14 protein-coding genes are annotated in these 12,060 nt (G+C 65.5%); 5 read left to right on the top strand and 9 right to left on the bottom strand.

What is annotated here, in order from left to right:
• Positions 1-123 precede the first annotated feature (123 nt).
• Both PHS32_RS13385 and PHS32_RS13380 read right to left on the bottom strand, forming a co-directional pair.
• Positions 124-411, bottom strand: coding sequence for a DUF1016 N-terminal domain-containing protein (locus PHS32_RS13385; protein ID WP_301079506.1), 288 nt, complete (start codon positions 409-411; stop codon positions 124-126).
• 136 nt (positions 412-547) lie between these two features.
• On the bottom strand, positions 548-1,234 hold the full coding sequence (locus PHS32_RS13380) for a helix-turn-helix domain-containing protein (RefSeq protein WP_301079505.1): 687 nt from the start codon (positions 1,232-1,234) through the stop codon (positions 548-550).
• 109 nt (positions 1,235-1,343) lie between these two features.
• On the opposite strand from PHS32_RS13380, the gene PHS32_RS13375 reads away from it, so the two are divergent.
• From PHS32_RS13375 to PHS32_RS13365, 3 genes are read left to right on the top strand one after another with little or no spacing between them, the layout of a single operon-like run.
• Positions 1,344-2,330 carry an alpha/beta fold hydrolase gene (locus PHS32_RS13375; RefSeq protein WP_301079504.1) on the top strand — a complete coding sequence of 329 codons (987 nt, stop codon included), beginning with the start codon at positions 1,344-1,346 and terminating at the stop codon, positions 2,328-2,330.
• A gap of 36 nt (positions 2,331-2,366) precedes the next feature.
• On the top strand, positions 2,367-2,711 hold the full coding sequence (locus PHS32_RS13370) for an NIPSNAP family protein (RefSeq protein ID WP_301079503.1): 345 nt from the start codon (positions 2,367-2,369) through the stop codon (positions 2,709-2,711).
• Complete coding sequence (locus PHS32_RS13365) at positions 2,708-3,055, top strand: antibiotic biosynthesis monooxygenase (protein WP_301079502.1); 348 nt, start codon at positions 2,708-2,710, stop codon at positions 3,053-3,055. The genes PHS32_RS13370 and PHS32_RS13365 overlap by 4 nt, the downstream gene beginning before the upstream one ends.
• Positions 3,056-3,059: 4 nt before the next feature.
• On the opposite strand, the gene PHS32_RS13360 is transcribed toward PHS32_RS13365, so the two are convergent.
• Entirely contained in the window at positions 3,060-4,178 is a 1,119-nt protein-coding gene (locus PHS32_RS13360; protein WP_301079501.1) for a Fic family protein, read from the bottom strand.
• 150 nt (positions 4,179-4,328) lie between these two features.
• Between PHS32_RS13360 and PHS32_RS13355 the strand changes: the two genes are divergently transcribed.
• Positions 4,329-4,871 (top strand): DUF1439 domain-containing protein, encoded by a 543-nt coding sequence (locus tag PHS32_RS13355; protein ID WP_366143481.1) that lies wholly within the window; start codon positions 4,329-4,331, stop codon positions 4,869-4,871.
• 48 nt (positions 4,872-4,919) lie between these two features.
• Here PHS32_RS13355 and otnI read toward each other — a convergent pair whose 3' ends face one another.
• Genes otnI through ltnD form a run of 4 tightly spaced genes read right to left on the bottom strand, consistent with a single transcriptional unit; the run spans position 4,920 to position 8,785 of the window.
• Positions 4,920-5,741 carry a 2-oxo-tetronate isomerase gene (gene otnI, locus PHS32_RS13350; RefSeq protein WP_301079499.1) on the bottom strand — a complete coding sequence of 274 codons (822 nt, stop codon included), beginning with the start codon at positions 5,739-5,741 and terminating at the stop codon, positions 4,920-4,922.
• Between the two features lie 45 nt (positions 5,742-5,786).
• Positions 5,787-6,437, bottom strand: coding sequence for an aldolase (locus PHS32_RS13345; protein ID WP_301079498.1), 651 nt, complete (start codon positions 6,435-6,437; stop codon positions 5,787-5,789).
• 58 nt (positions 6,438-6,495) lie between these two features.
• Complete coding sequence (otnK, locus tag PHS32_RS13340; RefSeq protein WP_301079497.1) at positions 6,496-7,800, bottom strand: 3-oxo-tetronate kinase; 1,305 nt, start codon at positions 7,798-7,800, stop codon at positions 6,496-6,498.
• Positions 7,801-7,858: 58 nt separating this feature from the next.
• Positions 7,859-8,785 carry an L-threonate dehydrogenase gene (gene ltnD, locus PHS32_RS13335; RefSeq protein WP_301079496.1) on the bottom strand — a complete coding sequence of 309 codons (927 nt, stop codon included), beginning with the start codon at positions 8,783-8,785 and terminating at the stop codon, positions 7,859-7,861.
• A gap of 191 nt (positions 8,786-8,976) precedes the next feature.
• Between ltnD and PHS32_RS13330 the strand changes: the two genes are divergently transcribed.
• Complete coding sequence (locus PHS32_RS13330) at positions 8,977-10,584, top strand: diguanylate cyclase (RefSeq protein ID WP_301079495.1); 1,608 nt, start codon at positions 8,977-8,979, stop codon at positions 10,582-10,584.
• A gap of 3 nt (positions 10,585-10,587) precedes the next feature.
• On the opposite strand, the gene PHS32_RS13325 is transcribed toward PHS32_RS13330, so the two are convergent.
• Both PHS32_RS13325 and PHS32_RS13320 read right to left on the bottom strand, forming a co-directional pair.
• On the bottom strand, positions 10,588-11,298 hold the full coding sequence (locus PHS32_RS13325) for an amino acid racemase (protein ID WP_301079494.1): 711 nt from the start codon (positions 11,296-11,298) through the stop codon (positions 10,588-10,590).
• A 13-nt stretch (positions 11,299-11,311) separates the two neighbouring features.
• Positions 11,312-11,962 (bottom strand): TetR/AcrR family transcriptional regulator, encoded by a 651-nt coding sequence (locus PHS32_RS13320; protein WP_301079493.1) that lies wholly within the window; start codon positions 11,960-11,962, stop codon positions 11,312-11,314.
• Between the last annotated feature and the right edge of the window lie 98 nt (positions 11,963-12,060).

Genomic DNA, 12,060 nt, shown 5'->3' with positions numbered 1-12,060 from the left:
CCCACAACCGGCACTTCGAGACACTTGGAGATGTGCTCGTCGCCGTGCAGAAATGCTTCAATCGGTGGACGAAACCCAACTTAATGCTGAAGAGACTATGCGGCATTATTTAAGACGCTATGTTTAAAAGCTTCGGCTATAGGCAATATTGCTGCGTCCAAATCCCTTGCCGAACTCTGCTGTCAAGCGGTCGGCCAGCAGGTTGAGCAATGCCTGCCCATAGGTGGCTCGCGCCTCACCTCGCTGCTCGTATTCAACAATGTGCCGACCAATTTCGAAATTGGTGTGCACCTGCACCAGATCAACGCCACGCGCAACAGTGTTGCGGGCAGACGCAACCAGTGCTCGGATGTCGGCGTAAAGAGCCGATTCCGCCTCCGTTGTAACGGATGAACTCCCTGTTTTGTTCATGACAGATCCAGAGTTATTGCTGTGAAAGGCGAGGTTTCTCTCCTTGCAGAAGAATACACGAGGCCTATTCGGTCATAGCCGTTCAAGAAAACCGATACGCCATTCTCCGCCTGCCGCCAAGCGATATTCGGGGGTTTCAGCAAGGTTGTTCAAACCGTTGGCGAAACGCGTGTTCGCCCGGCACCGTGAACAACAGCACGCGGGAGTCTTTGTCGCGCCTGGCCCAGCCCAGCTCCAGCACGCGCGCCAACATGGCCGCGCCCAGGGCGCCGGCCAGGTGGTGGCGGCGCTCGCCCCAGTCCAGGCAGGGCCGGCACAAGCTTCGTCTTTGCGTGGCCAGCGCATCGGCATCAACACCCAGCGTCTTGAACCACGCGCGCCCGCTCGCGGTGAGTTGCAGGTCGCGCTGCTGTGCTGTGAAGACGCCTTGCTCCTGCATCCGGTCGTAAGCCAGCACGCCCAGCTCGCCCGCCAGGTGGTCATAGCAAACGCGGGCCTTGCGCAAGGCCGGTTCGCGCGGGCTGCCGCGCAGCCGCACCGCGCCGCTGCGAAAGGCGACGCCCATCAGACTCTCCAGCAGCTGCGCGACATCCAGGTTGGCGAGCCGGAAGTAGCGGTGCCGCCCTTGCGGCTCCACGCTGATCAGCCTGGCTTCCAGCAGCTTGGCCAGATGCACGCTGAGGGTTTGCCGGGTGATGCCGGCAATCTCGGCCAACTCGGTGGCGGTCAGTGCCCGGTCGGCCAGCAGCGCGGTCAGCACGTCGGCGCGAGCGCGCTCGCCAATCAGGGCAGCAATGCGGGCGATATGGGGTCCGTCTTTCATGCCGGCATGTTAGACCAGGCTGGGCCGTCCATGCTTCGTTCCGTGACGAAGCATTTGCTGTGCCTGCCTTCGTACCATCAGGTGCATTCAATGACCACAGGAACCATTTGTGCAAACCCCATCGATTGCATTACACGCTGACGAACCCACGCTGAGCGCCAGACCCTTGTTTCAGTTGCGCGAGGCGGGCCAGCCGACACTGGCCGTGCAGGTCCAGCACAGCACGGCCACCTGGCCCGCCGCCGTCGGCAATGTGGTCTATCTGCACGGCTCGACCTTTGGTGCCGATCTTTCGATTTTTTACCGTTTCGAGGGTCGCTCCTGGGCCGACGCGCTCAACGACGCCGGCCTGACGGTGTGGGGTTTCGACTGGGCCGGTTATGGCCACTCGCAGCGCTACCCGGCGGCTGGCAGCGAGCCGGTGGGGCGCATGATCGAAGTTCTGCCGCAACTGCGCCGGGTGATCGCGGCGGTGCGCGAGCGCAACGGCGACCGTCCGGTGGCACTGGTGGCGCATTCCTGGGGCGCCAGCGTGGCGGCCGGCTACGCGTCGCGCCATCCCGAGGATGTGAACGCGCTGGTGCTGTTTGGCGCCATTGTGAAGCGCTCGCCGGTGTCGGCGCCCATCGCCGCAACGCCCTCGCCATCCCACCATGCCATCAGTGTTTGGGCGCAGTACCGCCGCTTTGTCGAGGACGTGCCGCGCGGTCAGGCGCAGGTGCTGAGCGAGGCGCACTTCCAGGCCTGGAGCCAGGCCTACCTGGCAAGCGACGCCGACGCTACCACTCGCACGCCGCCGGCCGTGTTGACCCCGGCCGGTCCGCTGGCCGATATCCGTGCCTGGTGGGGCGGCCAGTGGCTGTACCAGCCGTCGCAAATCATGGCGCCGACGTTGCTGGTGCGCGGCGAGTGGGATTCGCTCTGCACCGACGCCGATGCCGCGACCCTGCTGGCCGCGCTGGGCAGCCGGCACAAGAGCGACTGCCGAATTGAGCGCGCCACCCACCTGATGCATCTGGAAAGCCAGCGTGCCGAGCTGTACCAGCAGGTGAACCGGTTCCTGCAGGCCATCGTTCCACCGGCGCAAGCCACCTGAGCCCGGCCGGCACTCTTTTTTCTAACTGGAGTTTTCATGACCATCACCTGTTTTATCCGTTACCAGATCGACCCGTTTCAGCGTGAGGATTTCAAACACTATGCGCAAAACTGGGGACGCATCATCCCGCGCTGTGGCGGCCACCTGCTGGGCTATTTCTTGCCGCTGGAGGGCAGCAACGACGTCGCCTGGGGTTTGATTGCGTTCGACAGTCTGGCCGCCTACGAGGCCTACCGCGCTCGCCTCAAGCTCGATCCCGAGGGCCGGGCCAACTTTGAACTGGCGCAGTCCAGACGCTTCATCCTGCGCGAGCAACGCTCCTTCGTGGAAGTGGTGGACGGCACCCTAGGCCTGCCCGCCGCCGCAGGTGCAGCAGCATGATCGCCGTGATTTTCGAGGTGCTGCCGCATGCCGCCCAGCGCCAGGCCTATTTGGATATAGCCGCCGACTTGCGCGCGCAGCTGGAGCAGATGGACGGCTTTGTCTCGGTCGAGCGCTTCGAGAGTTTGTCGCAGCCCGGCAAAGTGCTGTCGCTGTCGTTCTGGCGTGACGAGGCCGCGGTGCAGCGCTGGCGCACGCTGGAAGTGCACCGCCAGGCGCAGGCGGCGGGCCGTGACCATCTCTTTGCCGACTACCGGCTGCGCGTGGCGCATGTGCTGCGCGACTATGGCCTGGCCCAACGCCAGCAGGCACCGACGGACTCGCGCCAGGTTCATGCTGGCTGAAAATTTATCTTTTCAACTCATAGCCGGTGCTCCGCCCCCCGCCTTCGAGCTTGCGCAAGACACCGCGCGCCAGCAATTCGGTGATATCGCGCAGCGCCGTGTCGGTGGAGCATTTGGCTATGGATGCCCATTTGGCGCTGGTGAGCTTGCCTTCGAAGCCGTCCAGCAGACGGTTCACCAGCTTGACTTGCCGCTCGTTCATGGGCGTGCCGGCGCAGCGCTGCCAGAACTGGGCCTTGCCCAGCACGCTGGCCAGGGTGTCGTCCGCGCCCAGCACGGCACGCCGCAGGCAAGCCAGAAACCAGGCCAGCCAGGCCGTCACGTCCAGCGTGCCTTTTTGCGTCGCCTCCAACTGCTCGTAATAGTCTTTGCGCTCGCGCTGCAACTGCGCGCTCAAGCTGTAAAAGCGCTGGGGTGTTCGGTCTGCCCGCGCCAGCGCCATGTCGCCCACGGCGCGCGAGATGCGGCCATTGCCATCGTCAAACGGGTGCAGCGTGACCAGCCACAGGTGAGCCAGACCGGCTTTGATCAAGGCGTCGCCTTTTGAGTTGGCATTGAACCATTGCAGGAACCTGTCGGTTTCCGCCGCCAGCGTGTTGGCAGGTGGCGCTTGGTAGTGCACTTTTTCCCGGCCCAGGTAGTCCGATACCACCTGCATCGGGCCGGTGGTGTCGTCGCGCCACGCGCCAACCCGGATGCGCGCCATACCGCTGTAACCGGTCGGAAACAGGGCGGCGTGCCAGCCGAACAGGCGCCCCGGTGTGAGGGCTTGATCAAAGCGGCCGGTGGCGTCCAGCACCATGTCGACGACCCCGTCCACATGCCGGTCCGGCGGGGCCAGCGCGCCAATGTCGACGCCCAGTCGGCGTGCGATGGACGAGCGCACGGCCTCCAGATTAAGTCGCTCGCCTTCGATCTCACTGGTTTTAATGACTTCCTGCGTCAGCACCTGTAGCGTGGCCTGCTCGCGCTGGGCCAGCCCCAACTGGGCCATGCGTCCCAGCAAATGGCCTTGTGCGCGGTGCGCTTGCGCCAGCGGTTCGGCCAGGGCCGCGGCGTCGAAGCGCCAGTGCGGCCAGTCGGCTTGCTGCCAGAGGTAAAGTCGCTTGCGGTTGCGGGGCATGAGGCGATTATGCGCTTATTTACCGCAAATTGAGCGGCGAATAAGCCGTGTATTCACCGCATGATGGCGCATGCTTCAAGCGCTGCGATCCGGGCGCCCAGCGCACAATCGGGCCAGCAACGGAGGCCCCGGATGGATCGCAGATTCCTTTTGACCGCAGTCGCTGGCCTGACGCTGGCCGGAGTGGCTTTGGCGGCGCTGCCGCCGCCCCAGCCTGCCTACAGCGTGTCGGCCGAGCAATTGGAGCGTGTGGTGGCGCAGCGTTTTCCGCTGCGCTATCCGGTGCCGGGTCTGTTCGATCTGGAGTTGCAGGCACCGCGCCTGCACCTGCTGCCGGAGCAGAACCGGCTGAGCGCCCAGATGACGGTGGAGGCCGCCGGAGCGGCGCTGCGGCGCCGCCACAGCGGCAGCTTCGATGTCGACTTCGCGCTGCGTTACGAGGCCAGCGACCGCACCATTCGCGCCTGCCAACTGCGCTTCAGGCATTTGCGCTTTGCCGACCTGCAACCGGCGGCGTCCGAGTTGCTCAATGTCTACGGGCCGGCGCTGGCTCGGCAGTCTTTGCTGGAAGTGGTGTTGTACCAGTTGCGCTCGCAAGACCTGGCGCTGGCCGATGGCCTGGGGCTGCAGCCCGGCAGCATCACGGTGACGGAGGACGGCTTGACGATTGGCTTTGTGCCCAAGCCGCTGTGACGGTGAGCCCTGGCCCGGTTGCGCCACAGGCGATGTGACATTGAGCCGTCAAACGCCGGGCGTAGTCAGCGCCCGCAGCCACGCCAGCCCCTTCGACGTGGCGCCACTGACGGCGCCCAGCGCGGGCCGGTATTCGCAACCGATCCAGCCGGTCCAACCGCATTGCAAAGCCACCTCGTCGATCACCCGGAACAGGTAGGTGTAATTCAATTCGCCGACCGAAGGCTCATGCCGCTCGGGCACCCCGGCCAGCTGGAAATGGCCGACCCGGCCGGTCGGCAGGTACTGGCGGATTTTGCTGGCCACGTCGCCCTCGACGACCTGGCAGTGGTACAGGTCGAACTGGACCTTGAGGTTGGCCGCGCCAGTCTTTTGCACGATGCGGTGTGCCTCGTCCTGGCGATTGAGGAAGAAGCCCGGGATGTCACGCGGGTTGATGGGTTCGATCAGCACATCGCGCCCGGCAGCGGCAGCCTGCCCGGCGGCCCAGGCCAGGTTGGCCTCATAAGTGGCTTGCAGCGCGGCCCGCTCGACGCCAGTGGGTGCCAGCCCGGCCATGACGTGGATGCGCGGGCAGGCCAGCGTCTGGGCATACTCCAGCGCACGCGCAAAGCCGCTGCGAAACTCAGCCTCGCGCCCTGGCAGGCAGGCGATGCCGCGCTCGCCGCCATCCCAGTCGCCGGGCGGGGCGTTGAACAGCACCTGCTGCAAACCGTGGTCGGCTAGGCGCTGCGCCAGCTCTTGCGCCGGATAGGCGTAGGGGAACAGGTATTCCACTGCGGTGAAGCCGTCTTGGGCGGCGGCTTTGAAACGGTCCAGGAAGGTATGCTCGTTGTAGAGCATGCTGAGGTTGGCGGCAAAACGGGGCATGGTGGGTTTCTCCGAAAAGCAAAAATCAGGACGGGTGGCAGCGTCTCACCAGCGCGCGCCGAAGTGGGTGCGCAGTTCGGCGATCTGGGCTTCGGACAGCGGCGTGGGCCGGGTCAGCAGGTACAGGCGGGCCGTTTCTTCCAGCTCCTCCAGCACCGCGCTGGCCTCGGCCGGACTACGGTGCCAGACGTTGGGACCCAGGCGCTCCAGCATGACGGCGCGCAGAGGCGTGCCGGCCTGCTGCATGGCAGCGATGCGCTGGGCCACCAGATCGGCCACGGCCGGGTCGCCGGGGCGGTGGTAGGGGATCAGCGGCACATGGCCCACTTTCATCACGTAGTAAGGCGTGATGGGCGGCAGGATGTCGTCCGCGCGCCAGACGCCCATCAGCGTCAACGCCACCAGATGGGTGGAATGGGTGTGGATGACGCAGCGCGCCTCTGGCTCGGCGGCATAAATGCGGCGGTGCAAGGCCAGCGTTTTGGAGGCACGCTCGCCGGCGGTCTGCTCGCCGGCGGCGTTCACGGCCGCCAGGCGAGCCGGCTTCAGCGTGCCCAGGCAGGCATCGGTAGGGGTGATGAGAAAACCGCCGTCCTCGGTACGGGCGCTGATGTTGCCGGCCGTGGCATGCACATAGCCGCGCGCAAACAGCGCGGCACCGACGCGGCAAATTTCTTCCCGCAGGGTCTGGGTCACTGGGTAACCTCCGTGCCAAGCACTGCGGTGCGAGCACCTTCGGGCGGCCGTGCGGTGCTCATGCTGCCGCTTCCAGCAGGGTGAAGGCCTTGCTGAAGAAATCGGTGCTGCCGAAATTACCGGACTTCAGCGCCACGTGCAAAGTCTCTCCAGGCCAGGTGGCGGATTGCACTGCCGTCCAAGGCACGCCGGGGTCGATCTGTGGGCCGATGGCCATCTGCCGTACACCCAGCGCCTGCACCACCGCGCCGGAGGTTTCGCCGCCCGCCACCACCAGTTGGCGCACCCCCAGGTTCACCAATCCGACGGCGATGCGTGACAAGGCCTGCTCCACCAGCTCGCCGGCCCGCTCCGCGCCCAACTTGGCCTGCACCGCCTGCACGGCACTGGATTCGGCGGTGGCATAGACCAGCACCGGGCCTTGCGCCAGCAACGGTGCGGCCCACGTCAGTGCCTGCGCCACCACGTCCTCGCCGGCCGCAATGGCCAGGGGGTCGACGGCAAAGGCGGGGCGACCTTGTTGGCGGAAATGCAGCACCTGGGCGTTGGTGGCTTGCGAGCAACTGCCCGACACCACGGCACGCCAGCCGCTGGCTTGCGGCAAGCTGTCGGCGTGCGCGCCCATGGCCAGCTCGCCGCTGGCCTGCCAGTTGGCGGGCAGTCCGATGGCGATGCCGGAGCCGGCCGTCACCAGGGGCATGCCGGCCAGTGCGCTGCCGATGGCCAGCAGATCGGCATTGCTGACCGCATCGACCACCGCCACGCCCACGCCCTGGGCCCGCAGGGCGGCGAAGCGCTGGGCAATGGCTGGCGCGCCACGGCTCACCACCTCATGCGCCACCAGGCCCACCTTGCGCCGGGTCTGCGCCTGCATCACACGCACCAGATTGGCGTCTGTCATGGGCGTCAGCGGGTGCTGGCGCATGCCGCTGTCGCTGAGCAGCACATCGCCGACAAACAAATGCCCCTTGAACACGGTGCGCTGGTTTTCCGGGAAGGCCGGGCAGACGATGGTGAAACCCTGGCCCGGGCCATGCAAGGCGTCCAGCAGCGCGTCGGTGACCGGGCCGATATTGCCTTGCGGCGTGGAGTCGAAGGTGGAGCAGTACTTGAAATAGATTTGCCGCGCGCCTTGCGATTGCAGCCAGCGCAGCGCGGCCAGCGACTGCACAGTCGCATCGGCCGGCGCAATGGTGCGGGATTTGAGTGCCACCACGATGGCATCCGCCTCGACGCTGGCCGTGGCGTCGTCCGGCACGCCAATGGTTTGCACCGTGCGCATGCCGGCGCGCACCAGGTTGTTGGCCAGGTCGGTGGCACCGGTAAAGTCGTCGGCAATGCAGCCGAGCAGGGGGCGGGTCATTGGTTTGTTTCCTGTAGCCGCGGGTGCAGCGGTAAATCCACAATGCCGGAATTGTCGTTCAGCTGCTCGCGCCGGGCAGTGTGATGCCGGGGAAGATCTTGATCACCGCGGAGTCGTCCTCGCGGCCATGGCCGGCGCTGGAGGCCTGCATGAACATCTGGTGCGCCGTGGCCGACAGGGGCAGGGGGAACTTGCTGGCGCGCGCCGTGTCGAGCACCAGGCCCAGGTCCTTGACGAAGATGTCGACCGCCGACAGCGGCGTGTAGTCGGCCGAGAGCACATGGGCCATGCGGTTCTCGAACATCCAGCTGTTGCCGGCGCTGTTCGTGATGACTTCGTAAATCGCTTTGGCATCGACGCCTTCACGCAAGCCCAGCGCCATGGCCTCGGCAGCGGCGGCGATGTGCACGCCGGCCAGCAACTGGTTGATGATCTTGACCTTGCTGCCGTTGCCGGCCCGGTCGCCCAGCTTGTAGACCTTGGCCGCCATCGCGTCCAGCGCACCCCCGGCCTTGGCGTAGGCGGCGGCGCTGCCGGCGGTCATCATGGTCATCTGGCCGGAAGCGGCCTTGGCGGCACCGCCGGAGATCGGGGCATCCAGGTACAGCACGCCTTGCTCGGCCAGCCGCGCTTCCAGCGCCACCGACCAGTTGGGGTCCACGGTGGAGCACATGATGAACAGGCTGCCGGGCCTCAAGGCGGCAGCGGCGCCGCCGGCGCCGAACAGCACGGCCTCGGTCTGCGCCGCGTTGACCACCACGCTGACCAGCACCTCGCAATGCTCAGCCAGTTCCGCCGGGCTGGCGCAAGCGACGCCGCCGTCCGCGGCAAAAGCCTGCGCCGCATCGAGCCGGACGTCGCAGACATGCACCTGGTAGCCGGCGCGGCGCAGCGAGGCGGCCATGCCCCGGCCCATGGCTCCCAGGCCGATGACGCCGATGTTTTGTCTTTGTGAAACCTGGTCGACTGGAGATGAGTTTGGCATGGCAGTGGCTCGAAAAGGAAAGACGCAGGAAAGACCCAGCGACAACAATATAACCTGTGCCGGAGGGCATCATCGAACCGTGACAGCCGATCCATGACCGCGATTGGGAAGCCGCCCTTGCGGACACTGCAAATGCCTATGGTCGCTGTCAAGAATAAACGGTATAAAGCAGCAAGCACCCGACTCAGCCCATGACCCAATACCCGGAACCACACAGCAGAACCCGCTGGCTGGTGCGCATGCACTACCGCATGCGTGCCGTGTCCCTCGCCTTGATGTTTGTCGCCAGCGGGGTGCACATGGCGGCCAGAAATTACGGGGCCACTGCCTGGGTACTTCTGGCCTTGCTGTTTCTGGTTTATCCGCACCTTCAGTATTGGCGCGCGTCGCGCGCTGCCGACTCGCTGAAAGCGGAGATGGACAACCTGCTGATCGACTCTTTGTTGCTAGGCGCCTACATGGCGGCGCTGGCATTTCCCCTCTGGTTGAGCTTTGCCGCCTTGATTGCCACCTTGACCAATAACGCCGCCAACAAGGGCTGGCGTCGGCTTCCGGCGACCGTGCTGGCGCTGCTGGTTGGCGCGTTGCTGGGGGTCATCGGTGCTGGCGGCCTCAGCTTCTCGCCGCAGACCGATTGGCCGGTCACGCTGGCTTGCCTGGTCGGCATCTGCGGCTACGTGCTAGTGATCGGCAACGTCGGATTTACCCGCAACCTCCAGTTGCGCCGGGTCCGGGAGGCGTTGCGGGAACGAGAGAAGGAACTGTTGAACGCCAACCAGACGCTGGTCCTGCACCTGCAGGAAATCGAGGGTTTGCAGCAACAGTTGCGCGAGCAGGCCACGCACGATGCGCTGACCATGCTCTACAACCGGCGCTACCTCGACAGCACCCTGGAGCGGGAACTGGCGAGCTGCAAGCGGGAAGGCAAGCCACTGTCCCTGATCATGATCGATGTCGACGATTTCAAGAAGTACAACGATCACTACGGTCATCAGGCCGGTGATCGATGTTTGATATCGATCGCGAAAACCCTGCAGGCCAGCGCCAAGCGGGCCAGCGATCTGGCGGCGCGCTACGGCGGTGAGGAATTCCTGCTGGTTCTGCCTGGCATGGACGCCGCCACCGCGCAGCGGCTGGCCGAGGAATTGCGCCGTTCCATCGAAGCGCTGGAAATTCCCCACCCGCAATCGGACGGCGGCAAGGTCACCATCAGCAGCGGCCTGGCCGTCATGGTGAACGATGCCTACAAGGATGTGGCGGCCTTGTTGCGGGCGGCCGACGAGGCCCTCTATCACGCCAAGCATGGCGGGCGCAACCAGGTGCGGCTGGCTCCGCAGGCGCGTCAGGTTGCGGGCCTCGGAAAAAGCGTTGCCGAGAATCTGGTGCAACTGGTCTGGCAGCCGGCCTACGCATGTGGTCAAGCCGGACTCGACGCCCAGCATGGCGCCTTGTTCGGACACGTCAACAGCGTTCTTGCGGCACTGCTTTCCGACCGGCCGATCGATGAGGTGGCAATCCTCATGGAGGTGCTGATTTGCGCGGTTGCCCAGCATTTCGAGGAAGAGGAAGCGATCATTCTGGCGACCGACTTCCCGGCGGCGCCGGGGCATGTCGCGATGCACCGCGAACTGATAGATCACGCCCGCTACCTGGTCAGTCGCTTCAGAGCCAAGGACCTCGATATCGGGGAGCTGTTCCAGTTTCTGGCGCACGATCTGGTGGCGCACCACATCCTGGGGGCGGATCGTCAGTTTTTTCCCTATTTGAAGGCTCAATCGGACCACGCCGTGGCGGACTGAGTTTCAGTGATCGCAAGGGCGCTCGCTGGCCACTGCCCGCCGCAACGCCGCGCGCGCCAGCAGCCGTGTCGAGTCCAGTGTCGGCAGCGCGGAATTCGCGTCGTTCATGAGCAAGGGAATTTCGGTGCAGCCCAGGATGACGGCGTCGCAGCCCTGGTCTTTCATGCCTGCGAAGACCTTCTGAAAATAGGCCACGCTTTGCGGCCGGACGACACCGCACACCAGCTCGTCCATGATGATGCGGTTGATCTCGCAGCGCTCGACCTCGGTCGGGCGCAGATACGCCAGTCCACGGGCGCTCAGTTTTTCGGGATAGACCTCGCTCTCCACCAGCCAGCGCGTGCCGCTAAGGCCCAGGCGCTGAAAGCCGCGTTGCGCGGCCTCGCTGGCGACGACCTCGGCGATGTGCAGCCAAGGCAGCGGAGAGCGGTTTTCAAGGCAGGCAAAAGCCTGGTGGATGGTGTTGTCGGGACAGATCAGAAAGTCGGCGCCGCTGTTGGCCAGCTTGTGGGCGGAGGACAGCATAAGCTGGGCCACGCCCGGCCAGTCGTTGCGGTCCAGGCAGTCGACGTAGTCGGCCAGCGAGTGCGTGTGCAGCGAGATCTCGGGATGCGCGTGTCGGCCCAGCAACTGCGCGCCTTCGAGGCAGAGGGTTCGATAACAGAGCGCCGCGCCTTCGGCGGAGCAGCCCACAATTCCGATGTGTTGCGGCATGGCAGGAGGCCCGTTACAAACCCTTCTCCACCATGTCCAGCAGCCGTTGCCCGACCTGCTGCATCTGCGGGCCGATGACGTTGCGCAGCGGGCCGTCGACCACCAGCATGGCCAGCCCGTGCACCGCCGACCAGGCCAGAAATTCGGCGCCGGGGCGGCGCTTGGCCGGCATCACCCCGGCCTCGACCAGCTTGTCCAGGGCGGCGCCCAGTAGCTCGAAAGGGTTCAGGCCGCTGGCGCCGGCGGTGGACAGCTCGGGCGTGCCTTGCAGCAGTTTGTCGGAAGCGGCAAAAGCAGTGCGGAACAAACCGGTCTCGGCCAGGGCAAAGCGCAGGTAGCCAGTGCCCACCGCGCGCACGCTGGCGCGGGCGAAGTCGGCTGGCGACAGCTTGCGCGGCAGGGTCGCCAGCTCGGCCTCCATCGCCGCCGCCACGGCCTGCAGGGAGGCCGCGCGCACCGCCTGCAGCAGCGCTTCCCGGCTGGCGAAGTGGCGGTAGGCGGCGTTGGGCGCCACGCCGGCGCGCCGCGTTGCTTCACGCAGCACAACAGCCTCGGGACCACCTTGGCGCGCCAGCTCGATGCCGGCCTCCAGCAATGCACGATGCAGGTCGCCGTGACGGTAGGTGCTGCGCACCGGCGGCGTTATTGTTGATCTGGCAGTCATGGCATTGCGGGTTGTGGACACTGTCCATTATCCCTGCTATTCTATTGTGTACGGCGTACACAATTCAAGCGTATTCCCTCGATGCCGCCAAGTCGGGT

Source organism: Rhodoferax sp., assembly GCF_028714215.1.
Lineage (GTDB): Bacteria > Pseudomonadota > Gammaproteobacteria > Burkholderiales > Burkholderiaceae_C > Rhodoferax.
This window is presented reverse-complemented; position numbering and strand designations above follow the sequence as displayed.

Bases quoted from the DNA above. Each gene is read 5' to 3' on its own strand.
- PHS32_RS13360 (WP_301079501.1), bottom strand. From the start codon at position 4,178: ATGCCCCGCAACCGCAAGCGACTTTACCTCTGGCAGCAAGCCGACTGG.
- PHS32_RS13320 (WP_301079493.1), bottom strand. From the start codon at position 11,962: ATGACTGCCAGATCAACAATAACGCCGCCGGTGCGCAGCACCTACCGT.
- ltnD (WP_301079496.1), bottom strand. From the start codon at position 8,785: ATGCCAAACTCATCTCCAGTCGACCAGGTTTCACAAAGACAAAACATC.
- PHS32_RS13380 (WP_301079505.1), bottom strand. From the start codon at position 1,234: ATGAAAGACGGACCCCATATCGCCCGCATTGCTGCCCTGATTGGCGAG.
- PHS32_RS13365 (WP_301079502.1), top strand. From the start codon at position 2,708: ATGATCGCCGTGATTTTCGAGGTGCTGCCGCATGCCGCCCAGCGCCAG.
- otnK (WP_301079497.1), bottom strand. From the start codon at position 7,800: ATGACCCGCCCCCTGCTCGGCTGCATTGCCGACGACTTTACCGGTGCC.
- otnI (WP_301079499.1), bottom strand. From the start codon at position 5,741: ATGCCCCGTTTTGCCGCCAACCTCAGCATGCTCTACAACGAGCATACC.
- PHS32_RS13325 (WP_301079494.1), bottom strand. From the start codon at position 11,298: ATGCCGCAACACATCGGAATTGTGGGCTGCTCCGCCGAAGGCGCGGCG.
- PHS32_RS13385 (WP_301079506.1), bottom strand. From the start codon at position 411: ATGAACAAAACAGGGAGTTCATCCGTTACAACGGAGGCGGAATCGGCT.
- PHS32_RS13370 (WP_301079503.1), top strand. From the start codon at position 2,367: ATGACCATCACCTGTTTTATCCGTTACCAGATCGACCCGTTTCAGCGT.
- PHS32_RS13330 (WP_301079495.1), top strand. From the start codon at position 8,977: ATGACCCAATACCCGGAACCACACAGCAGAACCCGCTGGCTGGTGCGC.